This is a genomic window from Geobacillus zalihae NBRC 101842, assembly GCF_001544135.1.
In the GTDB taxonomy this organism is placed as follows: Bacteria; Bacillota; Bacilli; order Bacillales; family Anoxybacillaceae; genus Geobacillus; species Geobacillus zalihae.
In genome coordinates this window covers 55303-78756 of the sequence record NZ_BCPV01000001.1, presented here as the reverse complement: position 1 = coordinate 78756, position 23454 = coordinate 55303, and the positions used below count along the sequence as shown (strand labels likewise).

Here is a 23454-nt window from a genome sequence, read left to right as displayed (position 1 = left end):
GATTCGGGTTATTTGACGGTAATGGTCACATATCCTCTTGAGCTAACCGTTTGACCAACAATTTGCCCATAATATTTATCGCCGTCTTTTTGTGTAAAATTGCGCGTTTCTTCTTGACCGGGATTGAGCCAGTTGGTGGAAGCGACGACGCTGTCGGGCCACCAATTGATCAATTTGTAAGCATAGCCTTTCGTTCGGATGGTAAGCCGTTATTTGCCGCCAAACGTCAATGATCCCCTGTCTGCTTTTATTGAGGTTTCCGATCTCCTTTGCTGATCCAGACAATGGTGATGAATGCTGCTAGAAAGATGGACAGCGTTAACATGATGAATTTGTTGATGAGCATCGGTTCCCAAACCGGCGGCTCGAACAAAAAGATATGCGGCCAGGGCATGAACGTTCCTAATGTGGCCACTTCAAGCACCGTATAAATAAAAATGACTGTCAGTGCGATATTGGTGTTTTTTGTAAGAACAAGGGAGGCAGTGCTGAAAAATAGGTAAAAGAACGTCAATAGAATGAAATGAATGAGATTCAAAAAAGACAAAGAAGAGACTCCATATTTCCACATGAATGCCCCGCTTAGCACGACAACCCCCAACAAATGGATGAAAGAATAACGTACAATATCGATCCAAACCCATTGCCTATAGTAAGGGACAAGCGTCTCTTGCGCTCCGTCTTCATACAGTTCGCCGAACCGATAGATGAGGCACCAGCCGGAAAACGGGATGAACAGCCCTTGGATGATAATCACATTGTCGTAAATACTTGGCGATTTGCGGGGAACAAACAAAATAAGCAACAGCGATAGGATGAACATCGCTGGTGGGATAAAAAAGGCTCCGCCCATTGTCTTGCGGTCAAACACGAATGCGGTTCGCATCCATTCGATGTAAGCTTTCATCTTGGTTCCCCTCTCCTGACAACAGCCAAATAGCCGTCGATCAAGCGCGGCGCCACCCGTCTTCCCCCTGTTCCCCCGTTTTTGGAGAATACTCGCGCGTGAATGCCATCCTCTTCTTCGAGAAGCTGAACCACTTCTCGCGTTGCGATCAAGTCATCCAATTCTTCGGGGTGTATGCAATATTCCCATACGCAGCCTTTTGCGCGGGACTTCAGCTCAGACGGCGTGCCTTCAAACAACACTTGCCCTTGTTTTAAAACCCCAATTTTGGTGCACAAAAACTCAATGTCTTCCACAATGTGCGAAGAAATGACAATCGTATGCTCGGAACCAAGCTGTTTGAGCAGATGGCGAAAGCGGATTCGCTCTTCAATATCCAAGCCGGCCGTCGGCTCGTCAAACAGCAAGATGGACGGCTTTCGCGTCAATAAATGAGCAATTCCCACCCGTCGCCGCATGCCGCCGGACAGCTCGGACATCTTTTTTGTCTCATGGCCGTTCAAGTTCACTTTTTGAATCGCTTCAGCAATAGCTGCGTGCCGTTCGCGTTTGTCCATCATTCCTTGCAATAAAGCGAGATGGTCAAGCGCTTCTTCGACCGTAATGTTTGGATAAACCATGAAATCTTGCGGCAAATAACCGATCCGTTCATGAGCTTTCACATATTTTCCTTTGGTGCAGCTTCGTTCGTCGATCGCCACCTGCCCTTCATCCATGGGTGTCAAGCCGGCCAATATTTTCATCAATGTCGTCTTACCGGCTCCGTTCGGTCCGACTAACCCGTAAATCCCCTCTATGCAGAGCGATACGTTCGATAAAATGAGTTGTTTTTTGATTCGTTTCGTGACGCTGGATACATGGATCATGTTTGTGCCTCCTGAACCATGCGGATGAGTTGTATCACTTTCTCCCAGCTGCCATCTGCTCCTTCTCTCATTTGTTTGTACCATAAAGCCAAAAATGTTTGTTTTTTCTCATCGGATAAGCGTTCATACTCCCCAGACAGCTGCCTCAGCACTTCCTCTGTTTTCACGTCAGGAGAGTCGATTGACAAAGTCAAATCAAACGTCAAATCTCCTCCGGAATAGGGAAGGGCTAATTGTTGTTGGAACCATCTGGCCAGCAACGCTTGAAACACTTCTTTTTGCATCGATGAATGTACTCCCCTCCAAAGAAGTCCTTCTGTTATGATTTCCGGCAAATACATCAATGTTCCTTCTTGGGAGCGAAGGGAATATGGCGTATCAATTTGAAGAAGCAAATGATCGCTGCTATATACGCTCCGTTGTTCACCATGGGGAGCGAGCAACACGATGTTCGTCGGCAACTTTGCCTCTTTTAAATCGAACATCTGCACGATGTCATGGTGGATGCGCCGTACATGACGTTCGAAAACCGGCCAATCCCGCTCAAGATTCGGCCAATCGGCGGGGTGCACGATCTGCCACGGCCCGATTTTTTCCTTCACAAACATTCCCGCTACGGCTGTAATGCCGCCGGACACAACTCCTTCGTACGTTCCGTCGCTTCGACGCGGCAAATTCGTATAAAACGGCGCCGTTCCGTGAAACGACAACGTATAGCGGATCGGATGGCTCGGTTGCATCGATACAGGCACCGGACTGGAATGAACATTCACAAAGGCAAACGGCGCATGTTCGGCTTTTGTCGGCACCCAGCTGAAATCGCTCGGCAAAAACAAATAGTGCGGTGAAATCGGAATTTGCGCGGAATCGTTCATTTGATACTCAAATGTCCATTCGTCGGTCAAGCGATTGGGTGAACGTTTGACCGTGATGACATCCCCCTGTTGAATAAACGGCAGCTGTTTTCCGGTTTGATCGGTGATTCGCTTCAGAGAAAAATGATGATAAAGCACGAACGACAGCGTGTCGCCCCGAATTTGCCGCAAGGTCACTTTCACTTTCGCATGGACACCGTTTTTGGCCTCCAGCTGAATGTCGTACCGTTCAATCGAATAGTGCAATGTGCTTGGTTGGATGGTTGGATTGTGAGTTTGGTAGTAAACGTTTTCTTTAGCCAAATCAGCGTAGCTGAACACCAGTTTGTTTCCGGTGAAAAGATGCGGAAACAACCAAGCATCCCCCGCTAAAAGCAAAACGACACCTGTAATAATGGCCGCTTTCTCCTTTGTCGTGCGGGCCGTTTTCCAAAGAATGGCCCATACCGCCATCATCGACGTTAGAATCCAAAACAATAGTTTCATGTACGTCGGAAGGCTGACATTGTATCCAACGACGTCACGAAATACATCGTCCATATTCAACGGACCGATGTAGAACAAACTACGGATGTCAGAAAAGGGGATGCGATGGAAATAACGAGAAAACAATTGTGTATTCATCGGGCTGATGGCCAGCCAAATGACCATCATCCAGGCAAAGCTTAATCGATTTTTCCCAAACAATAGAGCAGTGAAAATACCAAGAAAAAAGGCAAATACGAACGGCAAGAGCCAATACACCGCAATGTACGACGCCGTTTCCGTATACAACGAAGAAAAGGGAAGACCCCATGTGCGGTAAAACTGCCATACAAGTACAACTTGCAGACCGGTGAAGAATGAAAGAAACAGCAAGTGATTCACGAACAAGGCGGCGATTTTCAACGCCGTGATGCGCAGTGAGCCGGCAAACAAAAGATTGGCGCCAAATCGATATTCATCAGAGAACAACTTATAAAAAAACACCATAAACAGTAGCATGGCTGCTTGGACGATTAACGTCATTTCCCCGACAAAGTTTCCATAATCCGTCTTGCCAAAGGAATCATGCTGGCGAATGAGAAAGCGCATCATCAGCATGATGAACCAAAATGTGTAGGTTCCCATATAGAGAATGCTTTTTCCCATCTGTTTGGCGTAAAACCACGATAGGCTAGTAAACAACGTCATAAGGGGTCACTCCATTTTTTCAGCATGATCGCATCCATCAACGATAAAAGGAAGCAAGCGAACGCCGGTGTGATGGAGCCGTGTTGACATTCGCTTGCTTGTTGCAATGAAGCGTGTCAATTTAATTCACGGTCACTTTTGCTTCGCCATAAATAGATGTCGCGTTGGCTTGTGTGTATGCTTCAGCATAGTAGAAAGACCCGTTTTCAGCTGTAAAAGATTTTTTTACTGTTTGTGATGGATAGGCTATTGCCGAAGCAACTGTTGAATCAGGCCACCAGCTGATTTGTTTTTTGGCATACCCTTGTACATAAAATGCTGGACCTGATGAAGAGACGGCCAATGTTCCAGAAGCCCCAGTAGCTTTCACTGGTGTTCCTGTGGCAGAACTAGCCCCCGGTGAAATATGCGCAATGGAAGTGCCGGCGGCATAAACAGATCCAGCAATGCTGAGAACCAACACTAAAATGAATAGTGGTAGCCCCTTAGCTTTCGTTTTACGTGCCTTATTGACAACCATCCTTCTCACCTCCTTTCAAGGGTAGTAATTTGGTAGAATCAAGTTGATAAATGGGTTTAGGAAGCATTGTGAATATTTTTTCTATTCGATTTGTAAAGATGAGATAATGTGCATTCGAAAAATCATCTTTTAAGAAATAATAAAACTGTTCTAAGTCTTCGAAGTCAAAGTGTTTCGTCGGCTGATCGAAAATGAAAACGGTGCGATTTAGCGACTGTCCAAGAGAAACAAGATAAATCAGCCGTTGAAACATCGTCAATGAATCGATGGATGCATGGGAAGGAAGGCGATATTTTTTCCATAGTGCCGATTGCTGAAAAGGACGATTCAGCCATATCGAAATATCTTGCAAACGATAGTTTCTCCACAGTTGGTGGTAGTTCTCAGGAATCACGAAAAATACGCTTTTATTCGTTTTTCCTCTTGCTTCCTGTTCATCGAAATGGATTTCCCCTTCATCGATAGGATGAAAGCCGGCAAGCGCTTTGGCGACAATATCTGTGCGAATGTGATTTTTGGCTAGAATGATGGATTGGGAAGGAAGATTGACGGAACAATGATGCAAAATCAGTTGGCGACGGTGCTTGAGGGTCACATTTTTCAATTCCATCATTTGTCTCCTTTCCCCCTTTCTTGCGCTAGTTGAATCAATATGTTTTCTTTTTCTTTTATGGATAGTGCCATGTAGTGCTCCCACGTTGTTGAGTCGATGGAGGATTTTTCCGCTATCCTGTTTCCATATCCGATAGATGGAATATGTAGTTTTTCCATTAAATATAAGCCGGCAAAGAGACTGATCTGTTCGTTTTCGAACAATCGGTATGGGATGAAAAACGCAGCCAACTCCTGAATATGTTTGGTTGCCGGGATGCCATTGACGTCCAAGAACGGATCAACATAAAACGTGTAGGTTCCGTCAGCCACCGTGCTGTCGTAGAGCGAAAGGTTTGTGGTGTTGATGCTTTTTGGGATGATTGAGACGCTCTTGACTTCTTTTGTGCAATAATCTGTATTTGCAAGATTCGGAAACAAGTGGCATAGCTCATTGCGGATGGAAACGAGTTGATGCTTCAATTCCATATAATTTCTTGTTGTGGTGAGAAATGGTTTATAAACAAGGAAACGAGTATGTTGCACTTGAATTTGTTTGTAAGGACCGTTGATCACGGAGAGACAAGGGAGATGGTCCCCATGCCAACGGTACTTTTCCTTTCCGACAATCATGTTGACTCGTGTGCATGTTTTCGTTTCTACATTGGAGTGAAGCGTTCCGGATGAGTTGATATCGTAAAGCGTTGAATCCATGGACTGCGGATACCAGTTGGCTTCAAATGGCAACAACGTGACGCCCGATGTCAACGGATAAAAGGTTGAGCCGAACGTATGTCGATAATAGATCGTCATGGATGGGGCACCGTTGGTCTGCACCTGAACAACGTTTCCTTGTTGTTGAAAGGGCAAACGCTTCCCTCCGCCTTGGATGTGATCGATTTGAAATTGCTCGTTGATCGAAAAACGAACGGTGCGTTCGTTCGGATGCAGAGAGAGTGTGGCTTTGATCGGATACGTGGATTTCGGATTCACCTCGATCTCCTTGATTTTCCAATATCCATGCAACGGGATGTTCTTGGGCTGAGCCTGATGTTTAATTTGTTGATAGAGTTTGGCGTCGTTTGCCAACAGAATGTCATCCAACTGGAATTTTGATTGTGCATGTTGAAGGAAAAATGTTACGAAAATAACGAGAGTCACACAGCCGCAAGCCCCGCGAAGGATCGCCGCATGCTTCGAAAAACGCCATAAACGGCGATGGAAGAAAGAATATACGCCAATTTGATCAGCACGCGTTCTTTTTGGAAGGTTAGGCTGAATAACGGGTCAATGTAAGGCCAACGATGGTTTCCCCACAAGGAGAAGGATGGATTGCGATATTCCAAAGAAAACAGCACGATGATCCACAAAACAAACACACCAACGAGCAACATCGCTTTTTTCGAAGAATGATAGGCGTAAACAGCGCCTGTGGACAATCCGATCATCCACGCCCATAGAAATGGGAGAAGAAAATGAATCAAATACAACGGAAACAGAAAAGTGAAAAGATCCCAACCCGCTGAATAGTTGATCACCACCGCACCGGCGATGATCCCGGCCAAGGCCAGTTGCCAAGCGAAAAAACAACCAAACGCGATCAAAGCTTGGCAGAAGACGATCGTTTGCGGGTTTGGCATGATGTCATTCATCGCGATCCAGTGAATCGGCGTCGAAGTGAACAACGATACATGCAAGCGGAAGCTGAAGAACAGCCAGACCGCCATTCCAATCGGAACCAAGTATTTCGTATATAAAATCCATTCCGCTGGATTAATCGTATGGGGATTGAGGCAAACAAAGATCAAAACCCCAGAAAATACGAATATGAAACTAGCTTCCGCTTTTAAGCGGGACGCCATTCTTGAAATGAACACCCATTTCATATGGAACGCCCTCTCTAATCATGAATTTGAAATGTTTGTAAAATTCAATGGCATTATAAAAAAAAAAAAAAAAGAAGATGTCAACCTTTTACATGGAAATTCACAGTATATTCACAAATAATAGGAAAATTGTATTGTCATGATGACGATTTTTGGCCAATTTTGCGTCTTTCGGTGTAGGGAGTGTTCATTGTGCGACGTGCTTTTTTCGACGCGCTGAACGAAGCGATCCGGCGCGAAATCGAGCGCGACGGGAAAACGATTTATGAGAAATCTCCGTCGTGAGCCTAGGCGGCCTGCCCCGCATGAGCGGGCGGCTGTTTTTTGTGTCCGGCGGCCTTAGGGCAAGCGCGCTGTCCGTTTTTCAGTTGCATCGAAAGCGCTGTTATCGGTACAATGGAACTCACATTTCGCACCCTCCCGACAAAAATCGGGAGGATTTTTTTTCGCCTTGCGTCGAATGAATCTTTGAAACACAAGGAAAGCGAAGGAGTTTTCACACCATGGGCATTCCAATCGATGCGGTCTATGAAGGTTCCTATTTGAATATAATAAGTGCCATATTCAAGAAGCTTGGCCTCCTCCAGTTGATTGACCGTCTCGTTCCGGTCGATCCTCAATGCCAAACCCGAACGAGCGATGCCGTTTAGGCCATCGTCTACAATCTTTGACGGCCGGCAAGCGCTCGTTCACTTGGAACGATGGGCGCATGAGATCGACTTGCCCAAGCTGATCCGTCTTGGACTTCACCCCTCTTGGTTCAATGACGACGCTTTGGCGCGCCATCTGGATCGCCTGTATGAGGCCGACATCCATCACGTCACGTCGGCTTGTCTCGTGCAGATCTACAAGAAGGAGACCTCCCTCTTTAGGTGTTTCATGCCGATACGACCGATAAGACGGTATATGGTGCGTACGAAACGAACTCGACCGAAGGCTTGCAAATCACCTATGGCTACAATCGGCATCATTATTGGCAAAAACAGATGGGATTCGGGTTGGTCGGCAATCAAGACGGCCTTCCGTTTTACGGAGATGTGCACGACGGCCATCTGCCCGATAAGACATGGAATCCTTCCGTGTTGGCACGGATGAAAGAATAGTTTGAACGCGCGGGAATCGAAGACGAATGGATTTACGTGGCCGATTCGGCCGCCATGACGCGCGGCACCTTGGCGCAAACGAAAGCCGCCAACGCCTTTTTGATCACGCGCGGCCCGGCTTCGCTTCGGATCGGCAAAACGGCGCTGGACCAAGCCGATGCCGAGGACACGCCGTGGAGCGATCCGTTCGTCTTGGCAGAGAAAAACGGCGCCGCGTATCGAGTGTGGGAAACCGCCTCGACGTATGAAGGCCATCCGGTTCGGCTGATCGTCGTTGAATCCAGCGCGCTGGACCAACGAAAAGGTAAGAAACTTGAAAACAAACGGAAAAAAGAAGCAGAGCTTCTTTCACAAGAACAAGCCCAATGGGAGAGCCGCCTGTTTTCCTGCCGGGAAGACGCCGAACAAGCGCTGGCGTCTCTCAAGGCTTCCCTTCGCCCTCGGTTCCATCGCGTCGAGGCGTCCGTTGACGAGGTCATTCGCCCGAAAAAACGGCGCGGACGGCCGAAAAAAGGGGCGGAACCGGAGGTGGAAACGCGGTTCGCCCTTCGCCTGAACGCGGCATTCGACCAAGAGGCGTGGGAGCGGGCGAGACGGAAAGCGTTCCGTTTTGTCTTGGTCACGACCGTTCCGGAGGAATGGAAGGGCCAACCGATGGACGCGAAAGAGATCTTGAAGCTGTATAAAGGCCACATCTCGGTGGAAATGAACTTTGCCTTTTTGAAAGACCTGTTCTTTACGGATGAAATCTATGTAAAAAAACCGGAACGGGTCGCGGTGCTGGGGTATTTGTTTTTGTTGGCGTTGGCCATTTATCGCGTCTTCCAGCGCCGGGTGCGCCAATTCATTACTCCGGAGCAGCCTCTAAAGGGCGCAAGAGGACGCAAACTGACCCGGCCGACGGGGCAAGCGATCTTTCAGTTGTTTCAGTATGTCAAAGTGGTGCTTCTCAAGCAGCCAGACGGGCAAATCCAACGTGCGTTAAGCCAACCGCTCACGTACGAGCAGCGAAGGATTCTGCAAGGGTTGGGGTTGGACGAGAGCATTTACGTCTAATGGGATAAAGAACGACCAGCGATGGTAAAAAAAGGATTGCCATCGCTCGTTGTGTTGGTTCAAAAGTTATTCTAAAAAAACAAATAAAAAATCCTTTCGTTCTACTTAGTAGGGGTGCGAAATGTGAGTTCCAATGTCAAATGAATCCTTGAAATACAAGGAAAGTGAAGGAATTTCCACACCATGGACGTTCGAATTCGTATCATTTATGAAAGTTCCTATTTGAAATAATAATCGCTATCTTTGAAAACCTTGGCCTCCATCAATTGAGCGTCGTTTTGTTCAGGAATTCTCCGCTTTGTTCCACTAGGATGTTAGTGTTTGCATCAATCTATTCCTCTTCCGCAAACATTGAACACTTCTCCTCCCTACGGTATGGGAAAATCATTGTGTTTGTTTCCCCACCATGCTATGATCATTAGTAAAGAAACCAAGAAATTTGGTTATTTTTTTGGAAGGAGGGGAATAATATGGTACCATCAGATTCGATGACAAAGGAGAAGGTATCGATGGACAATATCCCTAACCGTAAGAAAAACCTTGTGAAACGAATTGCCGTATCGAGCAAAAAACAAATTACGATCCCAAAGGATTTTTATGAGCAATTAGGAATTGGAAACGAGGTGTTAATTGAGTTAGCGGATAATAAGTTAATTATTCATCCTATTCATGAGGATCATTTTGACTTTTCCGATCTGATTTTAAAAGACTTGATCGAAGAAGGATATACAGGCGAAGAACTATACAAAGAATTTGTATACCGTAAATCGCAAATTGCCCCTGCATTCAACGCGATGATTTCTGAGGAAAGACCGAAGGCAAAAACGTATACCGCGGATACGTTAGAGGAGTTATTTGGTGAAGATGATGAACCATAATCGACTGCAATTGCTTCCGAAAGCAGAAAAAGCCATTAAAAAATTGACAAAAAAGGATGCAGCTCTGAAGCAGCGTTTGATCGAAGCCTTGCGGCAGATTCTTACCGATCCCGCCGAAGCAGGGGAAGCGAAAACTGGTGATTTGGCAGGAATTTACGGTTATGACATTTATCATCGAGGCATCAATTATGAGATTGCTTATTTGATCGACCAAGATGACAGCGGACATGTTGTGGTGGTGGTGGTTTTGGTGGGGACGCGTGAAAATTTTTACGAAGAGCTGAAGCGTTATATGAAGACGAATCAAGCGCCATTTTCGAAGCCATAGATGCAGATCCATTTAGGACAATGGGCAAAGGAGAACGATGGCATGGATGAACGAGAATCGATTGTATTATCGTACCAGCGCGCGTTTCGATTGTTGCTTCATTTGAAGAATGTCATTGCCGCGTCGAAGCAAGTGTCGGCAGAAGATGAACTGCTGAAGGAAGTATATCGTGATTCGATCGTGAAAAAGTATGAAATTTTGGAAGACCAGCTCTGGAAGCTGTTGTCGCGAATTTTCAAAGCGTCCGGTCTGGAATTGAACAACCCGCGGGCATGTTACCGCCAGGCGTTTAAGGAAGGGTGGATTCAGAATATTGATGTATGGAACGATATATTGCACTCGCGAAACGCTGCAGCCCATGTATATAACGAGGAAGACTATGAACAGATTAAAAACCGAATTGTATCACAATATGTCCATGAAATTGAAGCACTGCTCAAATACATCAAAAAAGAAGTGATCGATCGTGACCTATGGAATGAGCCCGACCGTGTTTGAACGGTTGATGGCGTATTTCGCGGGCGAAGAAGATATACAAAAAGTCATTTTGTTCGGCTCGCGGGCGCGCGGCATGGCCCGCTACAACTCGGACATCGACTTGTGCGTGGACTACACCGGCAAACAAAAGTGGAAAATCAAAGAGGATCTTGACGAGATTGTCGGCATTTACTCATGTGACGTGCTTTTTTTCGACGCGCTGAACGAAGCGATCCGGCGGGAAATCGAGCGCGACGGGAAGACGATTTATGAGAAATCTCCGTCGTGAGCCTAGGCGGCTTGCCCTGCATGAGCGGACAGCCGCCTTTTTTGTCCTTTTGCGCCTGTTGGGACAGATCGGCTTCGGAGCGGAGGCCAGGATTGTCCGTTTTTTCTTGCACCGAAAGCGCCGCCATCGGTACAATGAAGTCGGCAACCATTGGCAAAGGAGACTCGCGATGAAAATCGGCTATCGGACATTGAAAACGGCGGTGGGGGCGGCGCTGGCGATTGCCATCGCTCAGCTGATCGGCCTGCATAATTTCGCTTCCGCTGGCATTATCGTCATTTTATGCGTCCAAGTGACGAAAAAGCGGTCGCTTGAGACCGCCCGGGCTCGTTTTGCGGCGTGCGTTGTCGCGATCGGGTTTGCGGCGTTGTTTTTTACCGTCTTCGGCTATCATCCGTGGACGATCGGGCTGTTGCTTTTGTTGTTCATTCCGGTGACGGTTCGCTTGAAAATCAATGAAGGCATTGCGACAAGCTCGGTCATTATTTTGCATTTGTATGCGGCCGGGGACATCACGTGGGGATTGGTCGCCAATGAGATCTTGCTCGTGGCGGTTGGCATTGGTGTAGCGCTGCTGATGAACATGTATATGCCGAGCGCCGAGAAGCAGCTCAAAGAGTACCAGCGCATTGTCGAAGATTTGTTTCGCATTATTTTAAAAGAAATCGTCCGCTACTTGCGCACAAATGAGCTTGATTGGGATGGAAAAGAGCTGCCGCTTGCGGCGGAGACGCTCGACAAAGCGAAAAAACTCGCCATGCGCCACGCCGACAATCAATTATGGCGGAATGAGGATGAATATGTCCGCTACTTCCGCATGCGTGAGCGGCAGTTGGAAATCATTGAGCATATGCTTCCGCTTGTGACGTCACTTACCTACACGGTCGAACAGCGGATGATGATTGCGGATTTTATCGACGAATTAAGCGACGCCATTCATCCGGGGAATACGGCGGACCGCTTTTTGCGGCGCCTTGCCGAGATGCGCGAACAGTTTAAGGCGATGCCGCTGCCAACGACGCGCGAACAGTTTGAAGAGCGGGCGGCGTTGTTTCATTTGGTGCGCGAATTGGAGCGATATTTAATCATCAAAAGCGAATTCCATCCCGGAAACGAACGAAAACCGCAGCGGCTGAAGGCATGATGCAGGGCATATGTCCATCCGTTTTGGCGCACACTATAGCCAAACATTCAAGCAAAGGATGGACGGATATGCGGGTATGGTTGGCCATTTGTCTCGTGCTCACCGCCGTGTTGGGAGCGCCTTTCCAGACAGCGGCGGAGGCGAAGCCGCTTGTCATTGTGAACAAAGCGATCAATAAGCTCGCGCTCGTCCGCGACGGCCGCATCGAAGCCGTTTATCCGGTGGCGACCGGGGTCAATGCCGATTTGACGCCGGAGGGGATGTTTACGGTGACGGTGAAGGCGAAACACCCGTATTATCGGAAAAAGAACATTCCAGGCGGGGCGCCGAACAATCCGCTCGGCGCAAGGTGGATCGGCTTTAACGCGCGCGGGACGGACGGGCGCATCTACGGCATTCACGGCACGAACAACCCGGCGTCGATCGGCCGGTATGTGTCGCAAGGTTGTGTGCGCATGCACAACCGCGATGTCGAGCATTTGTATGAACGGGTGCCGATTGGCGCCAACGTGCTCATTCTCCGCAGCAACGAATCGTTTTACGCCATTGCTAAGCGGTATGGTGCGGTGCGCTAAAAAACGCAAGCTCCTCAGCGGGAAGCTTGCGTTTTTTATGCCTGCGGTTAAAACCACATGCTGATGCCGGCGAGGAGCGTCGTCAGCAGCATGCAAATGAGCATTACATACACGATGAATTTTTGCGTTTTCCGCGACAACGGTCCGTCCTCCTTCCGTCCGCTGTTCTACGTTTATTGTACCGGCAAGCAGCGGAGCGGACAAGGAAAAATGCCCGATGCGAAGCGAACCGATCCAAAGCTCGACCGTGGCGCGTACAAAGAAAAACAAAAAAAGCAGGATTTTTTGTCGAAACGGCGAATGATAAAATGTTGGCCTCATCATTTTGCGGCAAAGGGGATGCAGACGATGGAAGTGAAAAAAGTCGACCATATCGGCATTGCCGTCCGTTCGATTGAGAAAGCGCTTCCGTTTTATACGGATGTGCTCGGCCTGCCGTTTCTTGGCATCGAGGAAGTCGAGTCGGAACAGGTGAAAGTGGCGTTTTTGCAGGCGGGAGAGGCGAAAATTGAACTTCTTGAGCCGCTGTCGCCAGAGAGCGCGGTGGCGACATTTATCGAGAAGCGCGGCGAAGGGATTCATCATGTGGCGCTTGGGGTGGAAGACATCACCGAGCGCATCCGCGAGCTGAAGGAGCACGGCATCCGTATGATTCAAGATGCGCCGAAACGCGGCGCCGGCGGGGCATGGGTCGCGTTCATGCACCCGAAATCGACCGGCGGCGTGTTGTATGAGCTTTGTGAACGGACGAAAACGGAGGGACACCAATGAGCGACATGTACGACAAAATCAACGAACTGTATGACCGCCGACGTGAGATTGAACTGGGCGGGGGCGATGAGAAAATTGAACAGCAGCACGCGAAAGGGAAGCTGACGGCGCGAGAGCGGATTGATTTGCTTTTGGACGAAGGGACGTTTGTCGAGCTCAATCCGTTCATCGAGCACCGCTGCACCGATTTTGGCCTCGGGGAAAAGAAGGGGCCGGGTGACGGGGTGGTGACCGGCTACGGGAAGATCAACGGCCGCACCGTGTTTGTGTTTTCGCAAGATTTCACCGTCTTCGGCGGGGCGCTTGGGGAAATGCACGCGAAAAAAATTGCGAACATCATGGATTTAGCGGCGAAAACCGGGGCGCCGGTCATCGGTTTGAACGATTCGGGCGGCGCCCGCATTCAAGAAGGGGTCTTGTCGCTTGACGGGTACGGACACATTTTTTACCGCAACGCCATTTATTCCGGCGTCATCCCGCAAATTTCCGTCATTATGGGGCCGTGCGCCGGCGGGGCCGTCTATTCGCCGGCCATCACCGATTTTGTGTTCATGGTCGAAAAAACGAGCCAAATGTTCATCACCGGTCCGAAAGTGATTGAAGCGGTGACCGGGGAGAAAATCAGCGCTGAAGATTTAGGCGGCGCCCGCGTGCACAACACGATCAGCGGCAACGCCCACTTTGCGGCAGCGAATGAAGAGGAGGCGCTCGCTGAAGTGCGGCGGCTCTTGGGCTATTTGCCGTCCAACAACAACGAAAAGCCGCCGTTTGGCCCGATTCCGGATGGGGATGACTACCGCCCCGATTTGGCCGATGTCGTGCCGATTGACGCCGTCCGCCCGTACGATGTGCGCCACGTCATCGCCCAAGTCGTCGATGACGGGTCGTTTTTTGAGGTGCAAAAAGATTTCGCGAAAAACATCGTGATCGGCTTTGCCCGCATTAAAGGCGAAGTGGTCGGGCTTGTGTGCAACCAGCCGAAGTTTATGGCCGGCGGGCTGGACATCGACTCGTCCGATAAGGCGGCGCGGTTTATCCGCTTTTGCGATTCGTTCAACATCCCGATCATTACGTTTGAGGACGTCACCGGCTTTTTCCCAGGCGTCAAGCAGGAGCACGGCGGCATCATCCGCCATGGGGCGAAAATTTTGTACGCTTACTCGGAAGCGACCGTGCCGAAAATCACCGTCATTTTGCGGAAAGCGTACGGCGGCGCCTATGTCGCCTTAAACAGCAAATCGATCGGCGCCGATGTCGTTTATGCGTGGCCGAACGCCGAAGTGGCCGTCATGGGGCCGCAAGGGGCGGCGAACATCATTTTCGCGGGCGAAATTGAAAAAAGTCCGAACCCGGAAGAAACGAGGGCGCAAAAAATTGCCGAATACCGCGAGAAATTCGCCAATCCGTACGTCGCCGCGAAATACGGCATGATCGATGACGTCATTGACCCGCGCGACACGAGAATCAAGCTCATTCAGGCGCTCGAGATGCTTCGAAACAAGCACGAGGAGCGGCCGAAGAAAAAACATGGCAACATTCCGCTGTAAACGATGGAAGGCGTCCGGCAAGCAACGGGAGCCTTTTTCGCGGCAAACGATATTTTAGATGGAGGCGGCGTGGCCGTTTGCCGCAGCGGGAGCGGATGAAAGCTCGCTCGTTGAGAGGCGGTCAGGCAGCCCGTATCGGTACATCTCAAGCGCGTTCTTATACGTTTGCAGCGTTTTGATCGTTCCGGCGTCCGGTTTGGCTCTTGGCGGAACATTTCGGTATACTTAAGGTGGAGTACATAAGCAGGAGGAAAAAAGCGATGGTCAATGAACAGCGTCTTGTCGACGAATTTTTGGAACTTGTGCAAATCGATTCGGAAACGAAGCATGAAGGGGACATTGCGAAGGTGCTCAAACAAAAGTTTGAAGCGCTTGGCCTCGATGTGATCGAAGACGATGCGGCCGCGAAAACGGGGCATGGGGCAGGCAACTTGATTTGCACGCTCGCCGCGACGAAAGACGGGGTCGACCCGATTTACTTCACGTCGCATATGGATACGGTCGTGCCGGGCAAAGGGGTGAAACCGTCGATCCAAGACGGCTATGTCGTCACCGACGGGACGACGATTTTAGGGGCGGACGACAAGGCGGGCTTGGCGGCCATGTTGGAAGCGATTCGCGTGTTGAAAGAACAAAACATCCCGCATGGCGTAATCCAGTTTATCATCACCGTCGGCGAAGAGTCGGGGCTTGTCGGGGCGAAGGCGCTTGACCCGTCGCTCATTCAAGCGAAATACGGCTATGCCTTGGACAGCGACGGCAAAGTCGGCAACATCGTCGTCGCCGCCCCGACGCAGGCGAAGCTGAAAGTCGTTGTGCACGGCAAAACTGCCCATGCCGGCGTGGCGCCGGAAAAAGGAGTGTCTGCCATTACGATTGCGGCGAAGGCGATCGCAAAAATGCCGCTCGGCCGCATCGACGAGGAGACGACGGCGAACATCGGCCGCTTTGAAGGCGGCACGCAAACGAACATCGTCTGCGACCGCGTTGATATTTTAGCGGAAGCCCGTTCCCTCGTTCCGGAAAAAATGGAAGCGCAAGTGGCGAAAATGAAAGAGGCGTTTGAAACGGTTGCCGCGGAAATGGGGGGGCGCGCCGATGTCGAAGTGGAAGTGATGTACCCGGGCTTTAAGTTCAGCGACGGCGACCATGTCGTCGAGGTCGCCAAACGGGCGGCGGCGAACATCGGACGGCCGTGCAAGCTGGAGAAAAGCGGCGGCGGCAGCGATGCCAACATCATCGCCGGCTTCGGCATTCCGACGGTCAACCTCGCAGTCGGCTACGAAGAAATCCATACGACGAATGAGCGGATGCCGATTGAAGAGCTGGTGAAGCTGACAGAGATGGTTGTCGCCATTGTCGAGGAAGTCGCCAATGCCGAATGAGCATCCCGAGGCTGGATGCTCTTTTTTCTTGAACCTTTCGGTAAACATTCGGCCGGAATGAGCCGATAAAAAAAGCAGAGTGCGAATCACGAAAGAGGTGGCGGAGGAATGGACAAATACGTGGTGTTTCGCGTCGAGCGGGAACAGTACGCCGTCTCGATCGCGTATGTCGTCTCGATTGAGAAAATGACGGCGCCGACGGCCGTGCCGCATATGCCGGATTGTATGGCGGGCGTCGCGCGCATCCGCGGCGAGCTCGCGCCGGTGCTCGATATGCGAAAGCTTCTATATGGGAAAGCGATCGAGGAAACCGAGCAGACGCGTCTTGTCGTCGCCGCGGTCGACGGGTTGTCGGTGGCGTTTATCGTTGACGAAGCAAAGGAAATTGTCGATATTGAACCGGAAGCCATCAAACCGCTGCAGCTCGTATCCGCGGAGCGCACGCCGTATGTCGTCGGGATCGCGACGCTGCCGGAGCGGTTGCTCACGGTGCTGGATCCGCGCGTCTTGTTTGCCCATTTGGAAGAAGCGGACGCGATTCGCGAGCAAGTGGCCGCCGCCCAGGCCGCGGCCCAGGTCATCCAAGAGGAAGAGACGGTATAGGTGTTTGCCTATACCGTTTTTTCTTCCGCGCATATCCTAATCATGGAAATGAACTTCAACTCATGAAGAGGAGGCGCATTCCATGGTTCGACCGTTTGGCCCGTATCCGGGCGGCTTTTATCCGCCGTACTTTGGCGGCTACGGCCACTATCCGTATGGCTACTATCCTTATTGGCACGGGGGCTACGGCGGCTATCACCACTTTCCATACGGGATGCATGATGGCCACTATCCGTTTTCCCCATACGGCTTCCCGCACTATGGAGGCTACTAAGCATGAGGGGCGTTACGCCCCTTTTCGCATGGACAGGTCAAGCAAAGTCCGTCGTGCCGCCCCGTTCCTAAATCGGTTTAGAAAAACTTGCAGGCAAGCGCAAACGTATGGTATGTTGTTTGATGAACAAACCAAAACGGAAAGGGACGTTGGACAATGGCGAAACAGCAAATCGGCGTCATCGGACTGGCGGTCATGGGGAAAAACTTGGCGCTCAACATCGAAAGCAAAGGCTATTCGGTGGCGGTGTACAACCGTTCGCGCGAAAAAACGGACGAGTTTTTGCAAGAAGCGAAAGGAAAAAACATTGTCGGTACATACAGCATCGAAGAATTCGTCAACGCCTTGGAAAAACCGCGGAAAATTTTGCTGATGGTCAAAGCCGGAGCGCCGACGGACGCGACGATCGAACAGCTGAAGCCGCATTTGGAAAAAGGCGATATTGTAATTGACGGCGGCAATACGTATTTTAAAGATACGCAGCGCCGCAACAAAGAACTCGCCGAACTTGGCATCCACTTTATTGGCACGGGCGTCTCGGGCGGCGAGGAAGGGGCGCTGAAAGGCCCGTCGATCATGCCAGGGGGCCAAAAAGAAGCGCATGAGCTCGTGCGCCCGATTTTTGAAGCCATCGCCGCCAAAGTCGACGGCGAACCGTGCACGACGTACATCGGTCCGGACGGCGCCGGGCATTATGTCAAAATGGTGCACAACGGCATCGAATACGGCGACATGCAGCTGATCGCTGAAGCGTACTTCTTGCTCAAACATGTGCTCGGCATGGATGCTGCAGAGCTGCACGAAGTGTTCGCCGACTGGAACAAAGGCGAGCTGAACAGCTACTTAATCGAGATCACGGCCGACATTTTCACGAAAATCGATGAAGAAACAGGCAAGCCGCTTGTTGATGTCATTTTGGACAAAGCCGGGCAAAAAGGGACGGGCAAATGGACGAGCCAAAACGCCCTCGATTTGGGCGTGCCGCTGCCGATCATCACGGAATCGGTGTTCGCCCGTTTCCTCTCGGCGATGAAAGACGAGCGCGTGAAAGCAAGCAAAGTGCTGGCAGGCCCAGCGGTGAAGCCGTTTGAAGGCGACCGCGGCCACTTCATCGAAGCCGTGCGCCGCGCGCTTTATATGAGCAAAATTTGCTCGTACGCCCAAGGATTTGCGCAAATGAAGGCGGCTTCTGAGGAATACAACTGGAACTTGCGCTATGGCGACATCGCCATGATCTTCCGCGGCGGCTGCATCATCCGCGCGCAATTTTTGCAAAAAATTAAAGAGGCGTACGACCGCGATCCGGCGCTTTCGAACTTGCTCTTGGATCCGTATTTCAAAGACATTGTCGAACGCTACCAAGACGCGCTCCGTGAAATCGTCGCCACCGCGGCGATGCGCGGCATTCCAGTGCCAGGATTCGCAAGCGCCCTCGCCTATTACGACAGCTACCGCACCGCGGTGCTCCCAGCCAACTTAATCCAAGCGCAGCGCGACTACTTCGGCGCCCACACGTACGAACGCGTTGACAAAGAAGGCATTTTCCATACGGAATGGTTGAAATAAGAAAAAAGCCCTTAGAGTCATTCACCACTCTAAGGGCTTTTCGTGTTCGATAAAGCTAAAATTCGTTCCGTCAACTGGAACTGCATCTTCAGAATGGGATGACCACTGATCGAGTGGGCGAACGTTGGAACGGTTTTGGTTCTTCCCTCACTCGCTGCATCGTTTTAAAGCGCCTCGCGAATTAGCTTTTTGTAATAACGAACGGACAACACGCCAAACAGCGAATAGCAGACCGTGTAAATCGCCATCACCGTCAACATCGGCGTCCACAGTTCGGTGCCGAAAAAGAACCAGCCGGAACGGACAGCGAAATAGCTATGGGACAATCCCAGCAGCAACGGAATGCCAAAGTATAACAGCTGTTTCCGCCGAATGCCCCCGAGCAAGTCTTTTTCGGTGAATCCCAGTTTGCGCAAAATGGTGTAATTCGGCCGCTCTTCTTCGCCGGCGCCCATTTGCTTGAAGTAAAGAATGCAGCCGGATGTGACCAAAAAGGCGAGTCCTAAAAAGGTGACGACAAACAAGATCAATCCGAACGTCTGCTTTTGGTGGCGGCTCATCATCAGGCGCGAATCGGTGATGGAGGAAAACTCCATGCGTTGAAACAACTGATCAGCCCGTTCAATATTTGTTTCGTCAGTCAGATGAATTCCGATATGCACCTTTTTCTTTTGTGGATCGGTTTCTTTTTGCAAACGATCAAACATCGTTTGGTCGACGATGACAGTCGGCATGCCGTACGTGAAATGATAGTTGACGTAATAGTCTTTTTTCATCCCAAGGTAATGAAGCGGGACCATGCGGCCGTTTTCTTCTAAGCGAATCGTTCCCGTTTCTTTAAACGGCAAGAATTGACGGAGCATGTCCTGATATCCCGTCAGCAGTGCTTCATTAGGCTTGACATCGATGCGGCCTGTACTTGTGTCGCTGATCACCGATAGCGGCGCGGCGGACGGCTGAAACTGGAGCCGGCTTTGATCAGCGATGTCCAAAATCATCGAAATATCAGTCGGTGCTTCGATGACATCGATAATCGTTTCCCGATAGCGAATATCATGAGATCGCAGCGCCGCCGTAAAACGGGCGGCATCCTTTTTGTCCGTAAACGCGAAATCGGCGGCGACGTTGTTTTTGGCTGATTGCTCGGCTGAATAATAGGAAATATAGCTTAGTGAGATCAACCCGATCGCGATGGCCGACACGGTCGTGATGATCGTAAGCAGCAACGCGTTCGATTTCATGCGAAACATGAGCGACGATACCGATAGCACGTCGTTGATCGACAAATAGCCACCTTTTTGTTTTCGCCATAGGTGGAACAGAAAGCTGATCGTTCCTTTGAAAAATAAATAGGTGCCGATGATGACAGCGCCTAAAATGAACGCCATGGCCATGAATAATCCTTGAACGCTCTTCCAGTCGCTGCTAAACAATTTCGTCGATATACCATAGCCGCTGCCGATGAGGATGATCCCCACCATCCCCACGACCATGTTCCATACGGATACGTGTTTTGCTTCGGTTGTGGATGTAGTGCGGAACAAGGATAAAATCGTCTGTTTTTTGAGAAACAAGCGGTTCATCCCCATCATGAGGACATCAATCACGCTGAACACAATCAACGTTTGCACCAATGCTCGGCCAGAAAAGGAAAGAGATGCCGCTAGCGGAATATCGATGATTTTAAACAAAATCATCATCAACAGCTTGGAAGCGGCAAATCCCACCAATATGCCGATGATCAGTGTGCCGTAATAAAGAATGACGTTTTCGGCCGCCAGCATAAAAAAGATGTTTCGTTTCGTCATGCCGATCAACTGCAAAAGAGCGATCTCATGGCTCCGACGCTTGATAAACAGGGCGTTGGCGTACAAAAGAAAGACGGCGACAATCACGATAAGAAGCACCGCGCCTGTACGGACGGCCGCCGCGCCTTTCACTCCCCCTTTGATGGCATCAAGCGATGGATCGTACTGCAATGTCACGAACGCGAAATACAAGGCGGAAGCAAACATCAAGGCAAACACGTACAAATAATAATGTTGGATGTTTTGTTTCAAGTTGCGGAACAGGAGTTGCTTCATGCTCATGGCCGAACACCGCCCAGCACGCCTTGCGTTTGCATAATGGCTTGGAAAAATTGCTGCCGCGTTTCCGTTCCTTTATACAGTTGCGTATACAATTGTCCGTCTTTGATAAAAACGACACGGCCTGAGAAACTGGCGGCGACCGGATCGTGGGTGACCATGATGATTGTCGTCTTCCGTTTTTTATTAAGTTGTTGCAGCTTGTGCAATAAATCGGAAGCCGATTTTGAATCGAGTGCGCCCGTCGGCTCATCGGCAAAAATGATGCTCGGTTCATGGATGAACGCCCGCGCCGCCGCAGCGCGCTGTTTTTGCCCACCAGAAATTTCGCTCGGATAGTGGTTTTGGATGTCAGTAATGCCAAGTTCAGCCGCCAATTCTGCAAATTTCTTTTCCGCTTCTCGCTTGGGCGTTTTCGTAATCGATAAAGGCAAAAGGACGTTCTCCTTCACCGTCAGCGTGTCAAGCAAATGATACTCTTGAAAGATGAATCCGACATGGCGTTTGCGAAATTCTGCCAGCTCTCGGTCTTTCATGGCGACGACGTTGTTTCCTTCGATGAAAATAGCGCCCTCGCTCACCCGGTCGATTGAGGAAAGAACGTTGAGGAGCGTCGTTTTCCCTGATCCGGAAGGCCCCATGATCGCGAGAAATTCCCCCTTCTCCACACGCAGATCGATGCCTTTGAGCACTTCTTGTAGGTTCTTTTTCGTTCCGTACGTTTTGTAGATGTTGGTTGCTTCCAATATGACCATCTCGTTTTCCCTCCTTCGTTTCTATCATAAGCAATGGGGTTGGTTTTTTCCTGCGTTTGGCCGAACAAAACGAAACCGCGTGTGACAAAATCGTCACATGCGGTGCGTGCGGATGATGTCATTTTCTTGCGGAAATATGATCGTAAATGTCGTTCCGCGTCCGGGCGTGGATTCGACATGAAAGTCAAGAAGAAGCGGTTTGGCGGCTTTTTTCGCCAAATACAGCCCCATCCCCGTCGCCGCTTCATTTTGGTGTTCGGTGGTGGAGGTGAATCCTTTCTCGAAAATGCGCGGCAAGTCCTTTGGATCAATGCCCAAGCCGAAATCTTGAATTTGCAAGCGGGCATGGCCGTTTTTCATAAAGCTTTTCACGACAATGTCAGATGACTCGCTGTATTTCACCGCATTCGTGATGATTTGCCGGATGATAAAAGAAAGCCATTTGGCATCGCTTAGGACGGAGCGGACGTCCAATTGAAGGTCAAAGCCGATGCCTTTTTGCATACACCACGATTGCAGCGGTTTAATCTCATTGATGAGAAGCGGCTCAAGCTCGACTTGTTCGATATATAAGTCGTTTTCCATGTGTGGAAGCCGTCGTTGATGAAGTTGCTGATCAAGAAGCAGATGAATGCGCAGCCACTCGTACAAGAGTTGCGCTTTCGTGTTTTCGTCCCCGACCCGTTCGATGATGAGCCGCATGGCCGTCAGCGGCGTTTTCATTTCGTGAATCCATGACAACAGTTCATCTTTCTCTTGTTCCAACGTGGCGAGGTGTTCTTTCAGCTCCTGTTTCCATTGGTCCGTTTGGCTGGCGAGGACGCGTTCGACGATCTTCTCCAGTGGGCTTGCCGCCCGCAGGGCAGAGACAGGATCGAGGCCGCGCTCCCACTCTTGCAAACGTTGATAAAATGCCGTTTCTTTTTTCCAACGGATGATGACAAAGACAACAAAGATGATAGTCGTTAAAAAGACGATGTAAAGGATGGAGGAGAGCGGAATCGTCGGATCCAGATAAGCGACAAACAGGATGAACAGCTCCAGAAAGAGAAAGAGGGCCATCCAGCTTTTTCGTTCCCACAAATAGTCTTTGATCATCAGTGGCTCCCTTCTTCCGTAGCCATATAGCCTTGCCCAACTTTCGTTTCAATGAAGCGGCCCAAACCGAGTTCGTCGAGTTTTTTCCGCAGGCGGTTGACGTTGACGGTCAGCGTGTTGTCGCTGACAAACCGTTCGTCTTCCCATAGCCGTTTGATCAGCTCCGTCCGAGCAACGATCTGGTTTTTCTTGGCCAATAAATGTTTCAAAATCAACAGCTCGTTTTTCGTCAGCTCCACTGTTCCGTGTTCATTTGAGACTGTGCTTTTTTCATAGTCGACCGTTGCCCCGCACCATGTTTGCAGCTGAACGGGTCCGGCATTGTAGTTGTACACGCGGCGGAGCAGCGCTTGGATTTTGGCGATCAGCACATCGAAATGAAACGGCTTTTGGATGTAATCATCAGCCCCAAGCTGCATCGACATGACCATATCAGTCGGGTGGTCGCGCGATGATAAAAACAAAATCGGGACGTTCGAATGAGCACGAATCTGGCGGCACCAGTGGAACCCGTCAAATTTCGGCAGCTGGATGTCGATGATCACCAAGTGCGGCTTGCAAGCAGAAAACTCTTCCATCACACGACCGAAATCGCGGATGCCGCAAACGTCGTACGACCATTGTTCCAAACGTGCTTTGATTTCTTGAAACAACGTCACATCATCTTCAATGAGCAAAATGTTCAACTTTGCCTCACCCC

At 50.0% G+C, this 23454-nt stretch carries 25 protein-coding genes and 2 pseudogenes; 15 read left to right on the top strand and 12 right to left on the bottom strand.

What is annotated here, in order from left to right; genetic code table 11:
* Nucleotides 1-8 precede the first annotated feature (8 nt).
* The 7 genes and pseudogenes from GZ1_RS19120 to GZ1_RS00405 form a co-directional block, all read right to left on the bottom strand.
* Nucleotides 9-173, bottom strand: a complete 165-nt coding sequence (locus GZ1_RS19120; RefSeq protein ID WP_020756655.1) for a hypothetical protein — start codon at nt 171-173, stop codon at nt 9-11.
* 74 nt (nt 174-247) lie between these two features.
* Nucleotides 248-907: a hypothetical protein gene (locus GZ1_RS00430; protein WP_020756656.1), complete on the bottom strand. Its 660-nt coding sequence runs from the start codon at nt 905-907 to the stop codon at nt 248-250.
* On the bottom strand, nt 904-1773 hold the full coding sequence (locus tag GZ1_RS00425; RefSeq protein WP_033006668.1) for an ABC transporter ATP-binding protein: 870 nt from the start codon (nt 1771-1773) through the stop codon (nt 904-906). Before GZ1_RS00425 ends, GZ1_RS00430 begins: the two co-directional genes overlap by 4 nt.
* Nucleotides 1770-3821 (bottom strand): LTA synthase family protein, encoded by a 2052-nt coding sequence (locus tag GZ1_RS00420; RefSeq protein ID WP_020756658.1) that lies wholly within the window; start codon nt 3819-3821, stop codon nt 1770-1772. Before GZ1_RS00420 ends, GZ1_RS00425 begins: the two co-directional genes overlap by 4 nt.
* Nucleotides 3822-3942: 121 nt before the next feature.
* The gene (locus tag GZ1_RS00415; RefSeq protein WP_020756660.1) at nt 3943-4341 is read right to left on the bottom strand and encodes a hypothetical protein; all 399 of its coding nucleotides are present in this window, start codon (nt 4339-4341) and stop codon (nt 3943-3945) included.
* Nucleotides 4328-4954 (bottom strand): P-loop NTPase family protein, encoded by a 627-nt coding sequence (locus GZ1_RS00410; RefSeq protein ID WP_020756661.1) that lies wholly within the window; start codon nt 4952-4954, stop codon nt 4328-4330. Before GZ1_RS00410 ends, GZ1_RS00415 begins: the two co-directional genes overlap by 14 nt.
* Nucleotides 4951-6818 (bottom strand): annotated as a pseudogene (locus GZ1_RS00405) (hypothetical protein). Before GZ1_RS00405 ends, GZ1_RS00410 begins: the two are co-directional and overlap by 4 nt.
* 192 nt (nt 6819-7010) lie before the next feature.
* On the opposite strand from GZ1_RS00405, the gene GZ1_RS00400 reads away from it, so the two are divergent.
* The 8 genes and pseudogenes from GZ1_RS00400 to GZ1_RS00360 all read left to right on the top strand — a co-directional run bounded on the left by GZ1_RS00400 (nt 7011) and on the right by GZ1_RS00360 (nt 12668).
* Entirely contained in the window at nt 7011-7103 is a 93-nt protein-coding gene (locus GZ1_RS00400; protein WP_021322083.1) for a hypothetical protein, read from the top strand.
* A 218-nt stretch (nt 7104-7321) separates the two neighbouring features.
* A pseudogene (locus GZ1_RS19465) lies at nt 7322-8977 on the top strand (IS1634 family transposase).
* Nucleotides 8978-9447: 470 nt separating this feature from the next.
* Nucleotides 9448-9855: an AbrB/MazE/SpoVT family DNA-binding domain-containing protein gene (locus GZ1_RS00385; RefSeq protein ID WP_020756390.1), complete on the top strand. Its 408-nt coding sequence runs from the start codon at nt 9448-9450 to the stop codon at nt 9853-9855.
* A complete protein-coding gene (locus tag GZ1_RS00380; RefSeq protein ID WP_050572321.1) occupies nt 9842-10183 on the top strand; it encodes a type II toxin-antitoxin system RelE/ParE family toxin in 342 nt (113 codons plus the stop codon). Before GZ1_RS00385 ends, GZ1_RS00380 begins: the two co-directional genes overlap by 14 nt.
* A gap of 42 nt (nt 10184-10225) precedes the next feature.
* Nucleotides 10226-10681, top strand: a complete 456-nt coding sequence (locus GZ1_RS00375; RefSeq protein WP_033006466.1) for an HI0074 family nucleotidyltransferase substrate-binding subunit — start codon at nt 10226-10228, stop codon at nt 10679-10681.
* Nucleotides 10662-10949, top strand: coding sequence for a nucleotidyltransferase family protein (locus GZ1_RS00370; protein ID WP_081212525.1), 288 nt, complete (start codon nt 10662-10664; stop codon nt 10947-10949). Before GZ1_RS00375 ends, GZ1_RS00370 begins: the two co-directional genes overlap by 20 nt.
* Nucleotides 10950-11118: 169 nt before the next feature.
* On the top strand, nt 11119-12093 hold the full coding sequence (locus GZ1_RS00365) for an aromatic acid exporter family protein (protein WP_060787669.1): 975 nt from the start codon (nt 11119-11121) through the stop codon (nt 12091-12093).
* A gap of 68 nt (nt 12094-12161) precedes the next feature.
* Complete coding sequence (locus GZ1_RS00360) at nt 12162-12668, top strand: L,D-transpeptidase (RefSeq protein ID WP_033005760.1); 507 nt, start codon at nt 12162-12164, stop codon at nt 12666-12668.
* 47 nt (nt 12669-12715) lie between these two features.
* On the opposite strand, the gene prli42 is transcribed toward GZ1_RS00360, so the two are convergent.
* A complete protein-coding gene (gene prli42, locus GZ1_RS18785) occupies nt 12716-12808 on the bottom strand; it encodes a stressosome-associated protein Prli42 (protein ID WP_020755294.1) in 93 nt (30 codons plus the stop codon).
* A 208-nt stretch (nt 12809-13016) separates the two neighbouring features.
* Between prli42 and mce the strand changes: the two genes are divergently transcribed.
* The 7 genes from mce (at nt 13017) to gnd (ending at nt 18814) form a co-directional block, all read left to right on the top strand.
* A complete protein-coding gene (gene mce, locus GZ1_RS00355) occupies nt 13017-13439 on the top strand; it encodes a methylmalonyl-CoA epimerase (protein WP_033005773.1) in 423 nt (140 codons plus the stop codon).
* The gene (locus GZ1_RS00350) at nt 13436-14986 is read left to right on the top strand and encodes an acyl-CoA carboxylase subunit beta (protein WP_011231831.1); all 1551 of its coding nucleotides are present in this window, start codon (nt 13436-13438) and stop codon (nt 14984-14986) included. Before mce ends, GZ1_RS00350 begins: the two co-directional genes overlap by 4 nt.
* Nucleotides 14987-15044: 58 nt before the next feature.
* Nucleotides 15045-15215, top strand: a complete 171-nt coding sequence (locus GZ1_RS18780; protein ID WP_157074349.1) for a hypothetical protein — start codon at nt 15045-15047, stop codon at nt 15213-15215.
* Between the two features lie 31 nt (nt 15216-15246).
* Nucleotides 15247-16371: a tripeptidase T gene (locus tag GZ1_RS00345; protein ID WP_033005758.1), complete on the top strand. Its 1125-nt coding sequence runs from the start codon at nt 15247-15249 to the stop codon at nt 16369-16371.
* Nucleotides 16372-16479: 108 nt separating this feature from the next.
* Nucleotides 16480-16974: a chemotaxis protein CheW gene (locus GZ1_RS00340; protein WP_011231828.1), complete on the top strand. Its 495-nt coding sequence runs from the start codon at nt 16480-16482 to the stop codon at nt 16972-16974.
* Nucleotides 16975-17056: 82 nt separating this feature from the next.
* Nucleotides 17057-17248, top strand: coding sequence for a hypothetical protein (locus tag GZ1_RS00335; RefSeq protein WP_020755290.1), 192 nt, complete (start codon nt 17057-17059; stop codon nt 17246-17248).
* A 156-nt stretch (nt 17249-17404) separates the two neighbouring features.
* Entirely contained in the window at nt 17405-18814 is a 1410-nt protein-coding gene (gene gnd, locus GZ1_RS00330) for an NADP-dependent phosphogluconate dehydrogenase (RefSeq protein ID WP_020755289.1), read from the top strand.
* A gap of 164 nt (nt 18815-18978) precedes the next feature.
* Here the strand turns inward: gnd and GZ1_RS00325 are convergent, their stop codons facing one another.
* The 4 genes from GZ1_RS00325 to GZ1_RS00310 form a co-directional block, all read right to left on the bottom strand.
* Nucleotides 18979-20904 carry an FtsX-like permease family protein gene (locus GZ1_RS00325; protein WP_020755288.1) on the bottom strand — a complete coding sequence of 642 codons (1926 nt, stop codon included), beginning with the start codon at nt 20902-20904 and terminating at the stop codon, nt 18979-18981.
* Entirely contained in the window at nt 20901-21656 is a 756-nt protein-coding gene (locus GZ1_RS00320; RefSeq protein ID WP_015375338.1) for an ABC transporter ATP-binding protein, read from the bottom strand. Before GZ1_RS00320 ends, GZ1_RS00325 begins: the two co-directional genes overlap by 4 nt.
* Before the next feature lie 93 nt (nt 21657-21749).
* The gene (locus tag GZ1_RS00315; protein ID WP_060787668.1) at nt 21750-22754 is read right to left on the bottom strand and encodes a sensor histidine kinase; all 1005 of its coding nucleotides are present in this window, start codon (nt 22752-22754) and stop codon (nt 21750-21752) included.
* Nucleotides 22754-23440 (bottom strand): response regulator transcription factor, encoded by a 687-nt coding sequence (locus tag GZ1_RS00310; RefSeq protein ID WP_013144816.1) that lies wholly within the window; start codon nt 23438-23440, stop codon nt 22754-22756. Before GZ1_RS00310 ends, GZ1_RS00315 begins: the two co-directional genes overlap by 1 nt.
* Nucleotides 23441-23454 lie beyond the last annotated feature (14 nt).